This is a genomic window from Algoriphagus halophilus, assembly GCF_900129785.1.
Taxonomy (GTDB): Bacteria; Bacteroidota; Bacteroidia; order Cytophagales; family Cyclobacteriaceae; genus Algoriphagus; species Algoriphagus halophilus.
Genome location: NZ_FSRC01000001.1, coordinates 1,064,644 through 1,081,641 on the forward strand (window position 1 = coordinate 1,064,644; position 16,998 = coordinate 1,081,641).

Here is a 16,998-nt window from a genome sequence, read left to right on the forward strand (position 1 = left end):
ATGGACAAGCAATCATCAATTCTTGACAATGAGTTAGAAAGGCTTTTGGCATTAAGCAATCTGGATTTAGATTATTACGATGCAAAGCATGGAATTGAATGGTTGACTGAAATGGCCGCCACTGTGGCCGGTACGCAAGTCTCTCTGGTCAATTTGATTGATTCCTATACCCAATGGAGTATTGCCTCGGTGGGAATAGAATTGACTCAGATGCCTAGGGAAGATTCTGTTTGCCAATATACACTAGGGAACGAGGAAGGGGAATTATTTGAAGTCGATGATTTAAGGCTAGATGAACGTTTTAAAGAAAAGAAGTATGTCACAGAGAACCCAAATCTGACTTATTATCTAGGTGTTCCGCTGAAAACATCAGAAGGGTATAATCTGGGATCACTTTGTGTGATGGATGTGGAGTTGAAACAGATTAGCCAGGAAAAAAAAGAATTGCTTAAAATGATCGCTAGGCAAATTGTGGATCGCTTGAAAGTGAACAGCAAGGTTCATGATTTAAAGATTCAAATGGGGGAGCTACATCAAAGTCAAAAAAAGCTTGCCCATGATATTCGAGGGCCATTAGGTGGGATTATGGGGCTTGCAGAAATTATCAAAAGCCAAGGGAAGGATATTGACCCGGAGGAAGTAATGGAATACATGGATTTGATCGAAAAGAGCGGAAAATCAATGATGGATCTTGCTGATGAAATTCTAGGCCAGCACTATGATGCTTCTCATCACCGAACCATGGAACTTGAAGATTATCAGCTCAATTTAAAATCTTTCCGAGCGAAAATCATAGACATGTTCACTCCTCAGGCCATTCTTAAAAAAATCGACCTTCAGGTGATTTTGAATGAAGAAAATCAATATATGCCTTTCCCAAAGGCCAAACTGATGCAGATTGTTGGGAACCTAATTTCAAACTCGATTAAGTTCACTCCAGAAACTGGCTCCATAAACATCGTTTTGGATTTAATTTTTGAGTCCAGTACCATGATATTGGTAATAAAAGTAAAGGATTCTGGAATGGGAATGCCTCAGCAAAAGATAGATCAATTGCTTTCCAATGAGGTAGTTACCGAACTTGGAACTTCTGGAGAGAAGGGTTTTGGCTTTGGGGTGAAAATGGTTCGGAAGTTGCTAAACGATCTCAATGGAGAAATGGACATCCAATCCCAAGTTGGAAAAGGGACAGAGTTTACAGTTAAAATCAGTTTTAACTAACCGAGTTTGACTCTAGACTTTTCTTTTGATTATTCACCGGATTGGCATACATGGCCAAGAAATTTTTAACCATCAATGCGTTCTTGGTGTCAACTTTTTCGACCAACCTTTTTTCAAATGCATTTTTCTCTTCCTGTGTATAAAAGGAGAGGTACTCTTCATCTCCATACAAGAGATCATGAGCAATGTAATTACTTGGCCAAAGTTTATATCCAGACCAGATTTTTTGATCAATGACTGCCGCTAATTGGGAAAGCTTCTCGCCTAGGTTGAGCTCTGTTTTGGAAATCTCGGCAATCTCCTGATCTATTATACCATTGACCTGAATATGAATTCTCTTTTTGGTACCCATGATTCCTCTTAAAAGATTTAAGAAGTCCTCATTTTCACTCTTAATGTATTTTTCATCTCTTGACTTTGCCAGCAGCTCAGGCATTTTTAAGATGTCTGTTGGATCGTATTCGTAAGAAATAGAAATTGGCACCACTTTGATTTTTTCGAAGTAAGCAAAAGGGTCATTGCCTTCTTCGGCTAACGTGAGCATTTTCAATACGCCACGGTGGGTTGCATCATTTCCATCCTTGGTTCTTCCTTCTCTTTGTGCAGTCCAAACAGACCTGTTTTCATGTACCAACGACTTTTTAATATAAGCAGAAGCCAATTGAGAACTTTCCAATAAAGCTCTTCCTTGAAGTCCTCTTTTGATAGCAAAATTTCTATTGAGTCTAGAAAGTGTATGCAAGAATTTCTTTTTGATCAAATTGTCTCCAATAGCAGAGGTGGTTAAAACCAACCCATTCTCATAAAGACAAGAATTGAGCAAAGAGGTGTCGAGGATAATGTCCCGATGGTTGGAGATAAACAAATATGCGGTATTGGGCTCCAACTGCTCGAAACCGCCGATGCTTAGTCCATCAGAACTTTTTTCAAGCACTTTTTTTACTCCGGGGTAAATAAAGTTGATTTGAAAATCCCTTAAAGAATGGGTATGCAACATCAGGTCTTTCCAATGTTCTTTTGAGTCTGAAGGAAAGGTGAAATTCATCATGGCCTCCAGCATAGGGTCATCCACTATTTCTCGAATGGCAGCATTGGCTTCTGCATCGTAAAATGGCCTGATAGAATCAAAATTTGACATAGTACAAGGGCGAGTGAGACTGCAAAAAGCAAAATTTAGGTCAATTTTTGAAGAATAATCGCTAAATGATTTTTAACCAGAAGGCTAATTAATCCCATTTCAGATGTTTAGAGATAAACATGAGATGGTAAGGAAGTGCCTCGGTCCAGTATTCCCAGGTATGGGCTCCAGGCCTTTCTGTGTAATCATGAGGAGTTCCGTTTTCTAATAGCAATTGATGCATTTGCCTATTCGTCTCTATTAAGAAATCATCAACGCCAATATCGAAAATCAGGGCGATTCCATTGTCTTTCATTTTATCAACTAGTCCCACGGCAGTGTACGTGGAAAAAGGAGCTTCATAGTTCAAATCACTCCCAAGCATCGCCTTTTGTTGAGATTGTCTCAATTGTTGAAAACTTTCAGGGACTTTCCATAATCGGGTGTCAATATTCATGACTCCGCTCATGCTCCCTGCAGCGATGAATAAATCGGGATGTTTGGCACTCAGCATCATGGCTCCATGGCCTCCCATAGACAAACCAGTAATTGCCCTGGATTCTTTTTTAGCTAGCGTATGGTAGTTTTTGTCTATTTCAGGGATAAGCTCTTGTGTGATATAGGTTTCGTATTGAACGGAATCCATCATGGGGCTATCATAATAATAGCTTGCAGGGCCTACTCCAGGAGTCACAATGATCAAATTATATTGTTCGGCCATTTTATTGACGATTCCTGGTTCTGTGACCTTTTTATGCCAATCGTCAAAAGCACCACTTCCTCCATGAAGTAAATATAGAACTGGAAGCTTTTCAGCGTTTGAATATCCAGATGGGGTGGTTACGGCAGCCTTTAGGGTTTTCTTCATGGCTTGACTATACACTTCGATGGTGTCCACAGTGGCCTGGGCAAACACCAAAGAAGGTAGGAAGGTTATTAAGAACAATAATTTCTTCATAGTGAAATAGGTTTTTGGGTGATTTCAGTCTCCAAAATAGGGATAATTCTAAAATTAAAAGGGGCTTGATCATGACAATAGTCATTTTCTTGGGATTTGATTTTGTTTATCTTTCATCTATCAAAATGAAAAACGAAAACCTTCAAAATATTGCAAACCTTCTGATCGTATTGATCTTGGGTTTTATCCTTCTTAAAGAAGGCTCATTTATTATAGTTCCCTTAGTTTGGGGAGTGTTTTTCGCCTTTGCCTTAAATCCTATGTCCAATTGGATAGAGAAAAAACGAATTCCAAGGGGCTTGGCGATTTTAAGTAGTATTCTAGTGGTCAGTTTATTGGCCTTGAGTGTTTTTTATTTGTTACTCAACCAAGTCATAGGACTGATCAGCGATATTCCTGAAATCGGAAGTGTCTTTAACACACGAGTAGAAACCTACCTGGCTGATTTGCAAGAATTTTTTGGGGTGGAGTTAAATTCCAATGAATTGCTGGATAAGGTGGGGCTATTTGATTTTGGAAGTCTGAATAAGACCATTTTTGCAACCGGAAAATCCATTGTGTTGGCAGGAATTATCCCGCTTTATATTTTTTTATTGATGTATTACAAAGACTTTTTTGTGGAGTTTTTGATAAGAAGATCCAAAGACTCCAATGAAAAAATCATCAATTGGGCAAAGGATTCTGGTAGAGTAATTCAATTTTATTTGGCAGGAATGCTGAAAGTAACCGCAATTGTAGCACTGATGTCAGGGGTGTTTTTCTATTTGATTGGCGTTAAGTACTTTTTGTTGTTTGCTGTATTTATAGCCTTGATGAACTTAATCCCTTACGTGGGGGTATTTATCAGTTCCTTATTTGCCATTTTGTATGTTTTTCTGACCACCGACTCATTGGCTTATCCCTTGATTACATTCTTTGTGTTATGGGGGATTCAATTGATTGAAAATAACCTAATCACTCCTTTGGTAGTAGGATCTGAAGTCAAAGTCAATGCATTGGCCGTGGTTTTGGCAATTCTAATTGGAGGATGGGTATGGGGAATATCCGGAATGATATTATTTATCCCGCTAGTAGGGGTTTTGAAAATTACTTTGGAAAAAAATGAGAATCTAAAAGCCTATGGATTTTTATTGGGAGATGAGATTACCATTTCTGAAGAAAGTGAGAATTTTTGGAAGCTGATCAAAAAGAATTTTCGCAATTCTAGTAAGAAGTGAATTTTTAAGATAATCCGAGTATTGCCAACGCTCTAAAGCGCAGTGATTTTCGTTCATTAGCCCTCTTTTTCAGAAAAAGATTAATAAAAATGAAAATTTTTAAAGGAAGAAGGAACTTATTTTCCTTTGCTGTGATTGAACGTTCATTCAGTCATGGAAAATTTACTCAACAAAAGAAAATGCATCCTTGAAAGTGCTCTTGAATTGATCAATGAGCAAGGCTTTCATGGTAGCCCTATTAGTAAAGTAGCGAAGAATGCCGGTGTGGCAGCAGGGTCAATTTATACCTATTTTGAAAGTAAGGAAGAATTGATTTTGGGGATTTATGAATATGTCTCCGAAAACATCAAAACCTACGTTTCGGAAAAAGATGACGAGACTTTGGATTTTAAAAGTAGGTTCTTCAATTATTGGAAAAACTACACGAGATTTTTTGAGCAGAATCCCGCGCAACACGGGTTTTATGATCAATTTTTAAATTCTCCTTTTAATTCAGAAAGCTCACAGCAATTTCCCAATGTCTGGCATGAGTGGTCCTTTGGATTTTTCCAGTCTGGAATAGATCAAAGGGCCATCAAAAACATGAACCCAACGATCCTCGCCATTTTAGTCAACTCGAATATCAATTCGGTAGTGAAGATCAAAAATAACTTCAAAGCAAAACTGGCCCGTAACAAGGTGGACTTGGAGGAAATTTCCAAGCTCATTTGGGAGGGTATAAAAAGCTGATAAACCCAAAGTTTTTAGGAAGTCAATTTTATTCAATTATCAATTTTATGTTTAAAAAGTATGTTCTACTTGTCGGTATGGGAGTTTTACTTCTTTCGACATCTGGCTATGCACAGGAGAACCCACCAATTCCTCAAGGAGAATTAACCTTGGAGCAAATTTTAGAATATTCCTTGGTGAATAGTCCCATGGTAAAGCAGTCCCAAATTGATCAAGAGATTGGGGATCATGAAATCAAGGCAAGTTTGGCAGATTGGTATCCTCAGGTAACTCTTTCTGGAGCGGGAAATTATAACATTAAACTTCAGACTTCTGTGATCGGAGACCAATTGATCACTTTTGGCCAGCCTTGGAATTCCAATCTGATGTTTCAAGTGAACCAAACCCTATTTAATAGGGATCAACTGTTTGCTTCCAAATCGTCCAAATACTATCGGGATCAGCTGGACAAAGCCATTAAAAATACCCGCATTACCACCATTGTGGAAGTAAGTAAGGCTTATTATGATATTCTTTTGGCGGAAGAGCAACTCAATGTATTGAATGAAAACATTGGGAGGTTGGAAAAGCAATTGAAGGATGCCAAAAACAGGTATGAATCAGGCTTGGTAGACAAGACCGATTACCAAAGGGCCAGTATTTCCTTATCCAATGAGATGAGCGTCAGAAATAGGGTTCAAACATCTTTTGACGCGAGGTATGCCTATCTCAAACAGTTGATGGGCTGTCCTGAGGAATTCGAGTTTACGGTGAGTTTTGACCGTGAGGAAATGCTCTCTGAAATCTACATGGATGCTTCTGAACCATTGGTTTTGGAAAACAGGGTGGAGTATCAATTGATGCAGACCCAACAGACCTTAAATGAAATCCAGTTTAGCTACGAAAAGTGGAATTACTTGCCGCAGTTATCCGCTAGCTATAATTACAATTGGCTGTATTTCAATCAGGAGTTTTCCAATCTGTATAATCAGGCTTACCCTACCTCTTCAGTTGGGCTGACCTTATCCTTGCCAATCTTCCAAGGAGGAAAAAGAAATCACCGAGTACGGGTAGCAGACCTCCAAGTCGATCGAGGTGCCATTGATTTGCAAAATCTAGGTAATCAAATCACGACAGAATATGAAGTAGCCTTAACTACCTATCAAAGCGACGTTTATGCATGGGAAAATATCCGTGAAAATATGAAAATGGCTGAGGAGGTATATGACATCATCAAATTGCAGTATGACGAGGGGATTAAAGCCTATGTGGATTTGGTGGTGGCGGAATCAGATTTAAGAACTGCTCAGATCAACCATTTAAATGCCATTTTCCAGGTTTTGGAGAGCAAACTCGATCTAGAAAAAGCCTTGGGACTAATCGAATAATATTAATAGCGAATCTATAATTCTACATATAATGAAATCTAATTTTAGCAAAGTTGCCTATTTAGCACTGCTATTCGCAGTTTTTTCCTGTGGTACAAATCAGCAGGCAGGTCCACCTCCAGCTGCCGCAGTATCGGTAACAACGGTTCAAGTGGAAAGAAAGCCTGTGATTGGCATGGATGTTTACCCAGCTACCCTTGTCCCTTTGAATGAAGTGGAAATCCGGCCTCAAATCAGTGGCTACATCACCAATATTTACATCAAAGATGGTCAGGAAGTAAAGAAAGGTCAGAATCTCTATGAGATTGACAGAAGCAAGTATGCTGCAGCACTTCAACAAGCAGAAGCCAATCTTGCCAGCGCAAAAGCAAATCTCGATAAACTGGAGAAGGATCTGGAGCGGTATAAAAGATTGGATGAACAAGATGCGATTGCCAAGCAACAATTGGATCACGCGCAGACGGCCGTTTTGGATGCGAAATCTCAAATGGCATTTGCCAATGCCCAATTGGAATCTGCTAAAACTGATTATTCCTATTCTGTTTTGAAAGCTCCTTTTGATGGCAGGGTAGGTATTTCCCAAGTGCGTTTAGGAGCTCAGGTTTCTCCGGGTCAACCGCTTTTGAATACGCTGTCTTCTACTGATCCTATGGCCCTGAATTTTGTGATCAATGAAAAAGAAATTCCGCGTTTTAACAAGCTGTTGAAATCAACTGATATTCCAGATTCCCTAATGACTATCGAATTGAGTGATGGGAGTATTTATCCTTTCCAAGGGACCTTGACCACTATGGATCGTGCAGTAGGCCGTCAATCAGGTACCATCAACCTTCGGGTAAATTTTCCCAATCCCAATCAGGATTTGATCGCTGGAATGACTGTGAATTTAAGGGTGCTCAATGAGGATATTGGGGACCAGATTACAATCCCGTATAGATCCGTAACAGAGCAAATGGGTGAATATTTTGTGTACGTAGTCCAACCTGATAATACCGTGAAGCAACAAGTGGTTCAATTGGGTACACAAATTGGCAATGAAATCGTCGTTCGAGGCGGATTGGAGGAAGGTTCGAAAATTGTCGTTACTGGTATCCAAAATCTACGTGAAGGGGCGCAAATCGTAGAGCAATCGACCCAAGTTCAATAATTTCTTTTTACACGACTTGATTAATTAACCAATGATATCAGACGTATTTATAAAACGGCCTGTCACCGCAATGGTCATCTCCATTGTCCTGGTGATGGTCGGGGTCTTAGCCATCCTAAACCTTCCTGTTACCCAATACCCCAATATCACTCCACCAGTGGTTTCAGTATCGGCTAATTATACAGGGGCAGATGCAAAGACTGTGGAGCAAACTGTAGCTACCCCTATAGAAACCCAAGTGAATGGTACTCCCGGAATGGCTTATATCTCTTCCAACAATACCAGTACCGGCCAAATGCAAATGGACGTTACGTTTGAAGTAGGGACAGATATTGATATTGCCACTTTGGATGTGCAAAACCGGGTTTCTATCGCAGAACCGGCTTTACCTGAAGCAGTTCGTAGGCTCGGGGTAGTGGTTCGAAAAAGAAATCCATCCATTATGATGGTGTTGAGCATTACTTCGCCGAATGGGACCCATGATAGCAAGTTCTTATCCAATTATGCCAATATTTTCATCAAAGATGCTTTGCTCCGTGTCAATGGAGTGGGGGATATCACCGCGATCGGACAGGATTTCAGTATGCGTGTTTGGCTTCAGCCGGATAAATTGGCACAGTATGGGATTTCTGCCAGAGAAGTAACCACAGCGATCCAAGAGCAAAACTTGCAAGTGGCAGCTGGTACGGTAGGAAGTATGCCTCAATTTGATTCCCAAGCTTTTGAATATCCGATTACTGTCAATGGTAGATTGGAAAGAGCGGAGGAATTTGAGGACATCGTCTTGAGGACAAATCCTCAAGATGGAACCTTGGTGTATTTAAGGGATGTGGCCAGAATTGAATTAGGTCAATTTGATTATGGTAGGTATTCCACCTTGGATGGAGAAGAATCTGCCATTCTATTGATTTATCAAGCTCCAGGAAGTAATGCGCTTGAGACTGCCGAGGGAGTATATGCTGCGTTGGAAGAACTTCAGAAATCGTTCCCTACGGATATGAAATACACAGTTCCATTTGAATCGGTATCTGTGGTGGAAGTTTCCATTGATGAGGTGCTTCATACCTTTGGAGAGGCTCTTCTTTTGGTGGTCATTGTGGTGTTCTTATTCCTTCAGAGCTGGAGAGCTACTTTAGTTCCCGTGCTGGCAATTCCGGTATCCATCATTGGTACCTTTATATTTTTCCCTCTGCTTGGGTTTACGATCAATACATTAACACTATTCGGCTTCGTATTGGCAATTGGTATAGTGGTGGATGATGCCATTGTGGTAGTGGAAGCGGTTCAGCATTACATAGATTCCAAAAAGATTTCTGCCAAGGAGGCCACTCGATTGGCGATGAAGGATATTACTGCTCCTGTAATTGCCATTGCCTTGATTTTGGCCGCAGTGTTTATTCCGGTGGGATTTATTCCTGGAATTGTAGGTAGAATGTATCAGCAATTTGCCATCACCATTGCTATTTCGGTGTTGATTTCTGCCTTTGTTGCCCTGAGTTTGACCCCTGCCTTATGTACGCTGTTGTTGAAGCCTTCTGAGGTGAATGAAAAAGGGAAAGGGTTGAATAAGTTCTTCTACAAGTTTAACCAATGGTTTGATCGAACCACCCAGTCTTATACTTCTGGAGTAAAAGGAGCGATCAAAAAAGCACCACTTATGCTGATTCTACTGGTGTGTATTTTTGTTGGAACGTTCGGCTTATTCCAGACCAAACCAACAGGTTTCTTACCTACTGAAGATGAGGGTAGATTGTATGTGACCTTGCAATTGCCAGAGGGTGCTGCAAGTAACCGTACTCAGGAGGTCATGCAGAAAATGAACAATATTTTTGCTGAAACAGAAGGGATTAACCATGTGACTGGTATTGGTGGATTGAATGTGATCAACTTCTCTTTCAAACCAAATGCAGCTACTTTCTTTGTTCAGATGGATCCTTGGGACCAGAGAACAGAGCCTTCTCTTCAGCTGGGGGGCATGTTGGCGACTTTGAATCAAAAATTTGCAGCGATCACAGAAGGGAATATCGTAGTGGTACCACCGCCGGCTATTCCTGGCTTAGGAAGAACGGGTGGATTCAGCTTCATGTTGGAACAACGGTCCAGTACAGGAGATATCAAGGAATTTGAGGCTGCATTGGGTAAGTTCTTGGCAGCAGCCAATCAGCGACCTGAGATTGCGATGGCTTATAGTTTCTTTACTGCCAAAACGCCTGGATACCACGTGACTGTAGACCGTGAGAAGGCGAAGAAGCTCGGTGTTCCATTGACTGAAATTTTCACTACCATGTCTAATTACATGGGTAGTTCCTATGTAAATGATTTTACCAGATACGGAAGGAACTTCCGGGTAGTCGCACAGGCCGATACAGCTTATAGAGCAGGGATCAATAACCTGGAGCAATATTACGTGAAAAGCACGGGAGGTGAATCCGTTCCTTTGAGTGCATTGATCAATTATGAGGTCGTAGAAAATGCACCTGTGATTTCTCACTATAACTTGTTCCGCTCTGCGGAAGTCAATGGAAATGCAGCTCCAGGCTACAGTAGTGGTCAAGCTCTAGCAGCTTTAGAGGAAGTGGCAGCAGAAGTGCTTCCAGCCGGTTATGGCTATGATTTCTCTGGTTTAAGCCGGGAAGAACTTTCCTCAGGGAATAGGACCATTCTGATTTTCGCCTTGGCCATCGTACTGGTTTCTCTGTTGTTGGCGGCCTTATATGAAAGCTGGTCTGTACCATTTTCAGTTCTCTTGGCATTGCCTTTGGGAGCATTTGGAGCCATCATAGCCTTGCATTTCCTGCCAAAGCTAGATAATAACGTCTATGCCCAAATTGGTCTGATTACGCTGATCGGTCTGGCAGCAAAAAATGCCATCCTGATTGTGGAATTTGCTAAAGAAAGGGTAGATGTTGGCATGCCATTGATCAAGGCTACTTTGGATGCAGTAAGATTGAGATTACGTCCGATCATTATGACCTCTCTTGCATTTATCCTCGGGGTAGTTCCACTGGCAATTTCAAATGGAGCGGGAGCCGTGGCTAGACAGACTATTGGTTGGACGGTAATTGGAGGAATGATGGCAGCGACTTTCCTTGCTATTTTCTTCGTACCGGTATTGTATGTGGTGATTACCAAAATCGCCTATGGCAAGAAGACTTTAGCCGAGCTAGAAGCGAATTATGATCCAAATGCGCATTTACATCATTAATTAGAACAGCTTAAAATGAATCAAACCTCTCGGTAACAAGTAACTTATCGAGAGGTTTTTTTATATCAGAGAGGAAGAAACAGGTGTACAGCTAATGTTAATTATTAACAGTATCTGAAAACTTAATTGCTATGGAGGTCCCGATGATAAAGTTATTATTGGAGAAACTGGTTTTAGTTTCAAAAACACTGTCTTTACTATGCAACCAACGTCCTTCTAGTCTACCTACAATGTTTTTAACAGGAGAGTAGTCTATGTTTAATGAAATTCCTGTAGTAAGGAAACCGTTGAACGTATTGGTTGGAATGATGATTCCTGATTTGTCTTGGTAGTATTCTGCTCGTATAGCCGTTTTCCAGGACTTGTTGATTACATATTGGCTGATGATGATTGGACTAAACCAGAGATTATAATCAGAACTTCCATTTTCATTTTGCTGGAAACCAAAATCAAAAGCGGTAATCAGGTTAATCTTTTCTGTCAATTGGAAAATCCCATAAAGGTCATTAAAATACCGCATTCTTCTAGTGCTATCTGGATCATCTGTGCCAATAAAAGTACTCCAGTTCAAGGATATTTTTTCTGAAGGGCTATAGGTGATTTGGGATCCAAAACTGGGTAATGAATTTCCTTCCAATCGCTGAATGCGCTGCCAACCGTTTACAATGAGAGCTGCTATTTCCCAATTTTCATGGGGGTTGAAAGTTAGTTTTGCCCCAGTTAAAAAATAGGGTGAATTTTCAGCTAAGAGGGAACGAGTTAAAGTCAAGTTATCCATTGAAATTGCGCTTTCAAATCCAATATGAGAAGGTAGTACTCCTGCATCCAACCATAAATTATTTTTCCTGTTAAGGGAAATCCCAATAGTTGCTTCAAAAATATTTTTTAAAACCCCTGGTTCTGCGGCATAATTATCATTCGCATAGGTTCCAGTTTGAAATGCGAAATTGGCGCGATATTTCAGGTGTTCTACGCCAAATTTCACCAATCCTAAATTCAAGTTAAACTCGTTGTGTCGATTGTGATTGAATAAAAATGGCTGTCTTTCGGTGCTGGATGGTCGATTAAAGTCATATACATAAAATACATCAGCAAAGCCCAAAATGTTGATCTGAGGTTTTTGATTCCAAGTACTATCCACTTGCGCGGACAAGTTGAAACTGATTAAAAAGAGAGCAAAATTAACATACTGCTTCATCTTCCAATTTTCATTTCTGCGAACGGGTTTATTGAATATAGCAAAAGAGATTTTAATAGTTTTTCAAAGCTATTTCTTGATTCAATATGGCTTCAAACACCCCATCTAGGCTATGTGAGCAATATTTAAGGTTGTAATTTTCTAGTATTCAAGATAAAAATATAATCCTTTAGGTTTATTGCGCATCATGTGGACCTTGTAAAACTGCTGCCAATGAGAACAGTATTTTCTATGTAAGTCTAACCTTTAGGTAAGGATAAATGAAATGAAATAGAGTTACTGAATTACTTTTTAGATTTCCCTTAATAAATAAAAAAGCCGACAATTAACTTGTCGGCTCTTGAGTATGTCACCTTAAAATAAGGCTTTACTAATTGATGTTTTCTACATCAACCTCTGTTTAAATACTATTTCCAGAAATCAGCATTATCAATACCCGCATCCTTGGCAATAAAGACTGGATCTTTCCCCTCTTTTTTCTGCTTTTTGTAGTCTTTAAATGCTTTCATCGCTGGTTTTCTCAGTAGAAGGATTGCGATTACGTTGAGCCAAGCCATCATTCCAACTCCGATGTCACCCATGGTCCATGCCAGAGCAGCTGTTTTGATAGAGCCATAAAAAGTAGCGATAAGAATTGCTACTCTAAGTACCCAAATAGCCCATTTGTTATTGGACTTTCTGATCAAATAGCTCAGGTTAGTTTCAGCAATATAGTAATATGCCATGATGGTGGTAAAGGCAAAGAACAGGAGGGAAACAGCCACGAAACCTTTACCTAAAGCAGGGAAGTGAGTTCCCACGGCAAACTGAGTGTATTCTGGTCCAAAGGAGACCCCAGGAAGATTTTCTACAATGAAACCACCTTCAGGGTTCAATACATTGTATTGGCCTGTAAACAAGATCATCAAAGCAGTGGCAGTACAAACGAAGATGGTATCTACATAAACTGAAAATGATTGAACCAAGCCTTGCTTCACTGGATGCGAAACCTCTGCAGCTGCGGCGGCATGCGGTGCAGTACCTTGACCTGCTTCATTGGAATAAATTCCTCTTTTTACTCCCCATGCAATGGCCATCCCGAAAACTCCAGAAAAGGCAGCTTCCAAGTTCAGTGCGGATTTGATGATCAGGGCAAAGATGGAAGGTACTTCAGCTATATTCATCAAGATGATTACTACCGCCATTAAAATATAGGCTGCGGCCATAAATGGAATAACCACTTCTGCCACTTTACTGATTCTTTTCACTCCTCCAAGGATGATTAAGGCCAGGAAAGCAGTGATAATGATTCCAGTATATAAAACAGGGATATCAAATGCATTTTCTACACTTAAGGCAATACTATTACTTTGTACTCCAGGCATAAATAGGGCAGTAGCAAGGATGGTTGCAAATGCAAACACCATGGCATACCATTTTAACCCTAATCCTTTTTCAATGTAATAAGCAGGACCACCTCTATATTCCCCATTATCTACTTCTTTATAAATCTGCCCAAGAGTAGATTCCACAAATGCAGAAGCCGCACCAAGAAAAGCAATCACCCACATCCAGAAAATTGCGCCAGGTCCACCCATGGCGATGGCAGTGGCTACACCTGCAATATTACCAGTTCCTACTCTTCCTGATATCGCGATGGCAAAGGCCTGAAAAGAAGAAACTCCTTTTTCAGAGGATTCACCTTTGAAAAGGAGTTGTATCATTTCCTTGAAATAAGTGACTTGAAGGAATTTGGTCACAAATGAAAAATAGATCCCTGCCCCAAGACATAATAAAATTAAGGCATCACTCCATACTACAGCATTAATTGCTTCTACAATTTCTTTCATTTTTTATTTGTATACTTCTAAATCTATAAAGTTCTCGATTGCTTGGGTTTATTTTAAACCCGAAGAAAGCAAAAATTCCCCTATTAATTGAGAAGAATCGTTTTAAAAGGGCTTAATTCATGATTGAAAGCCATTGAAAAGTATGTAGCATTGGAAAAAGCTTATTTTTTGAAAAGATTATTTAATTCTTTCGCTAGCAAATTTCAATTTTGTTCAGCTACTCGTCTTTATCTAAATACCCATTGATGATTTTTTCGATTTCTTGATTTTCGGAAAGTTCGAGAAGGGCTCTATTGACCTCATAAATCAAATCGGACTCAACAGGGAATGCAAATCCATAACCTTGTTTGAAATATTCTGCCTTAGCGATGTACAGGTTTTCGGGGTGATTTTGTTTCGTGTAATAAAGAAGTTGGGGTCTATCAAACACAACTGCTTCTACCTCCTTCGCAAGTAATTTATCCATGGCCTCCTGAAGCGAACTTGACTCCACGGCTTTGGCTTTATTCTCTTTTAAAAAGTTGACAGCTGGGGAATTCATCAGTGTGCCTGCCTTTTTTTGGGAAAGTTCTTCTATGTGAAGAATGGTGGATGTTCCCATGGAATTAATGGTCAATGTGCTGGCAATTCCTGCGACCATGGATGTAGCAAAAATTAAAGAAGTTAAAATCCAGGTACCGGTAATTATCCTGCCCCAGAGGGTGACTGGAGCCTTGTCCCCATATCCAACCGTGCTCATGGTTACGATAGCTAGCCACATCCCGTTTCCAATTCCATTTACTGGTTCTTTGGGAAATTGATCGGGAGAATTTTTTCTTTCAGCAAGCCAAAGCAGAGTTCCTACAATGGCTAAAATGAACAAAAATATTCCAACCGCTATTACTAATTGAAGACTAAAAAACGGTTCGATTTTTTTCCAAAAAGAGAGCTCTTCATTTCTGGATACAATTGATAAACTAGAATTGTAAAATGGCTGGGAGAACCGCATATTTTCCAGTCTAGTTGAGGTAATGCTGATAGGGCCCACTACCACATCCACCTTGTTTTGACTAAGGTCGGAAAGTGCATGTTCCACTTGATCAAAGTATTGGTAAGTAAAAACCCAATTTTTTTTGGCAGCTAATTCCTCCCAAATCTCGACCGCAATTCCTTCTGAATCGGAGTTGCTCGGAAAAACGAAAGGCTGGCTACCTGCTACTCCAACCAATAACGTGTCTGAGGTAGAAGACTCAGTTTGTGCCAAAAGATTGGGCCTTTGGAAGCAAAATAATAAAAGAAAAAAAATAGTGTGGACGTAAATACTTGTTGATCTCGACATGAAAATTTAGTTATGAAGATTTCGATTTGATCCAGGTGATGCCTTCTGAAAAGGCATGGATTGGACCCTCAGGTGATTAACAATGAAGGAAGAGTTTGATCATTCAACCATCAATTGATCATACCAAAAATCTTAACCAAATCAAAAAACAGAAGGTATTACTGGTTGTTTGGGGGAAAGTTTATTCCATTAGTGGCTAAATTTGTAAATCTTATCATCAAATCCACAGATGTACAATTCTTGGTTTTGGTCCACTCCAAAAGAAGAAATAGCAAAATCCGTATCAAAAAGTTCTGTATTGACGGGACTGGATGGATTGCTGATATCCAAACTCCAGATTCTACCTGAGACATAATCTGCATAGATATATAAACCCTGTAATTCTTGGATGCTTGGGCCTCTGTAAACATAGCCACCCGTTACTGAAATGTCACCTTTGGAGCGGTCATATTCCCAAACGGGCAATTCCAAACCCGTTTGATTGCAATTTGAGGAATTAAAGCAATGAAACCCTTCCATGGTATTCCATCCATAATTTCCTCCTTTTTGGATGAGGTCAATTTCTTCGTATCTATTTTGTCCTACATCTCCCACCCAAAGCTGGCCATTTTGCGAATCAAAGCTAAATCGCCAAGGGTTTCGTAGCCCATAGGCATAGATTTCTTCTCTGAACCCTTGATTGTTGTTGATAAAAGGATTGTCAGATGGAATAGCATAGTTGTCAGCTCCATTCGTTTGATCTACATCGATCCTTAAAATAGTGCCAAGTAAGGTGTTTCTATTTTGTCCGTTTCCTTTTGGGTCACCACCACTTCCTCCATCACCTACAGCTATATACAAAAAGCCATCAGGTCCAAAAGAGATTTGACCTCCATTATGATTGGAATAGGGTTGTTCAAATTCCAAAAGCACCAATTCGCTACTTGGGTCTGCTTGATTAGGGTTTGCAGAAGAAACAGAGAATCGGGAAATTACTGTTCTATTAGGGCTGGATGCAGTATAATTCACATAAAAGTAGCCATTACTGGAATAATTAGGGTGGAATGCCAAGCCCAATAGGCCTTCCTCGTTTCCAGAATCATCCACCTGAGCTTCAATGTCGAGAAAGGTTGATTTGGAAGTGACAGTTGATTCATTTTGGAAGACTGAAATCACTCCTCGTTGCTCTACTACAAACACACGATTGGTATTGTCTCCTGCATTTTGAAAATCCACGGGTCTAGTGAACGAAAGACCCGGAAAGGCCTCTACTACGGCTAAATTTCCAGTTGGGGTAGAGGGATTGGAAGAGGTGCTTTGTGAACAAGCCTCATGGAAAAATAAGGTCAAAAGGAGAAAAGTTTGGATAGATTTTTTCATTAGGAAAATAGAGTAAGGGATACTGTTAAGTTTCTCTTTTTAAGTTAGATGAAATAGGTTAAGCGACCAAATTTTAAAAAAATGAACGGTTCAGTGTAGGGCACAAAAAAAGCCAACACATTTCTATGTTGGCTTCTTAAGTCGGGGTGGCAGGATTCGAACCTACGACCTCCTCGTCCCAAACGAGGCGCGATACCGGGCTACGCTACACCCCGATTCCATTCGGAAAAAGAATTTTTAAACTCTTCCCCCAGAACCGGATGCAAATGTAGTGAATTATTCCTTTTTTCAATTTTCTAGAACAAATAAATTGAAAAAAATGGCGGATAATTT

Annotated in this window: 12 protein-coding genes and 1 tRNA gene; 6 read left to right on the top strand and 7 right to left on the bottom strand. The window is 40.0% G+C overall.

Annotation, left to right across the window (positions count from 1 at the left end; translation table 11 throughout):
* Positions 1-1,221 (top strand): GAF domain-containing sensor histidine kinase, encoded by a 1,221-nt coding sequence (locus tag BUR11_RS04555; RefSeq protein WP_074223622.1) that lies wholly within the window; start codon positions 1-3, stop codon positions 1,219-1,221.
* On the opposite strand, the gene BUR11_RS04560 is transcribed toward BUR11_RS04555, so the two are convergent.
* Positions 1,214-2,359 carry a 1-acyl-sn-glycerol-3-phosphate acyltransferase gene (locus BUR11_RS04560; protein WP_074223623.1) on the bottom strand — a complete coding sequence of 382 codons (1,146 nt, stop codon included), beginning with the start codon at positions 2,357-2,359 and terminating at the stop codon, positions 1,214-1,216. The two genes, BUR11_RS04555 and BUR11_RS04560, sit on opposite strands and share 8 nt — an antisense overlap.
* Before the next feature lie 88 nt (positions 2,360-2,447).
* Complete coding sequence (locus BUR11_RS04565; protein ID WP_074223624.1) at positions 2,448-3,296, bottom strand: alpha/beta hydrolase; 849 nt, start codon at positions 3,294-3,296, stop codon at positions 2,448-2,450.
* Positions 3,297-3,367: 71 nt separating this feature from the next.
* Here BUR11_RS04565 and BUR11_RS04570 point away from each other — a divergent pair, with 71 nt between their 5' ends.
* The 5 genes from BUR11_RS04570 (at position 3,368) to BUR11_RS04590 (ending at position 10,961) form a co-directional block, all read left to right on the top strand.
* Complete coding sequence (locus BUR11_RS04570) at positions 3,368-4,513, top strand: AI-2E family transporter (protein ID WP_234982095.1); 1,146 nt, start codon at positions 3,368-3,370, stop codon at positions 4,511-4,513.
* A gap of 153 nt (positions 4,514-4,666) precedes the next feature.
* Positions 4,667-5,242: a TetR/AcrR family transcriptional regulator gene (locus BUR11_RS04575; RefSeq protein WP_074223625.1), complete on the top strand. Its 576-nt coding sequence runs from the start codon at positions 4,667-4,669 to the stop codon at positions 5,240-5,242.
* Between the two features lie 47 nt (positions 5,243-5,289).
* The gene (locus BUR11_RS04580) at positions 5,290-6,609 is read left to right on the top strand and encodes a TolC family protein (RefSeq protein WP_074225113.1); all 1,320 of its coding nucleotides are present in this window, start codon (positions 5,290-5,292) and stop codon (positions 6,607-6,609) included.
* Between the two features lie 31 nt (positions 6,610-6,640).
* On the top strand, positions 6,641-7,756 hold the full coding sequence (locus BUR11_RS04585; RefSeq protein ID WP_074223626.1) for an efflux RND transporter periplasmic adaptor subunit: 1,116 nt from the start codon (positions 6,641-6,643) through the stop codon (positions 7,754-7,756).
* A 31-nt stretch (positions 7,757-7,787) separates the two neighbouring features.
* Positions 7,788-10,961, top strand: a complete 3,174-nt coding sequence (locus BUR11_RS04590) for an efflux RND transporter permease subunit (RefSeq protein ID WP_074223627.1) — start codon at positions 7,788-7,790, stop codon at positions 10,959-10,961.
* A 97-nt stretch (positions 10,962-11,058) separates the two neighbouring features.
* On the opposite strand, the gene BUR11_RS04595 is transcribed toward BUR11_RS04590, so the two are convergent.
* The 5 genes from BUR11_RS04595 to BUR11_RS04615 all read right to left on the bottom strand — a co-directional run bounded on the left by BUR11_RS04595 (position 11,059) and on the right by BUR11_RS04615 (position 16,880).
* Positions 11,059-12,159, bottom strand: coding sequence for a porin (locus tag BUR11_RS04595; RefSeq protein WP_074223628.1), 1,101 nt, complete (start codon positions 12,157-12,159; stop codon positions 11,059-11,061).
* A 407-nt stretch (positions 12,160-12,566) separates the two neighbouring features.
* Positions 12,567-13,988: an alanine/glycine:cation symporter family protein gene (locus tag BUR11_RS04600; RefSeq protein ID WP_074223629.1), complete on the bottom strand. Its 1,422-nt coding sequence runs from the start codon at positions 13,986-13,988 to the stop codon at positions 12,567-12,569.
* 217 nt (positions 13,989-14,205) lie between these two features.
* The gene (locus BUR11_RS04605) at positions 14,206-15,231 is read right to left on the bottom strand and encodes a transporter substrate-binding domain-containing protein (RefSeq protein ID WP_234982097.1); all 1,026 of its coding nucleotides are present in this window, start codon (positions 15,229-15,231) and stop codon (positions 14,206-14,208) included.
* A 264-nt stretch (positions 15,232-15,495) separates the two neighbouring features.
* Positions 15,496-16,665 carry a PQQ-dependent sugar dehydrogenase gene (locus BUR11_RS04610; protein WP_074223630.1) on the bottom strand — a complete coding sequence of 390 codons (1,170 nt, stop codon included), beginning with the start codon at positions 16,663-16,665 and terminating at the stop codon, positions 15,496-15,498.
* 141 nt (positions 16,666-16,806) lie between these two features.
* Positions 16,807-16,880, bottom strand: a tRNA-Pro gene (locus BUR11_RS04615).
* Positions 16,881-16,998: the final 118 nt, after the last annotated feature.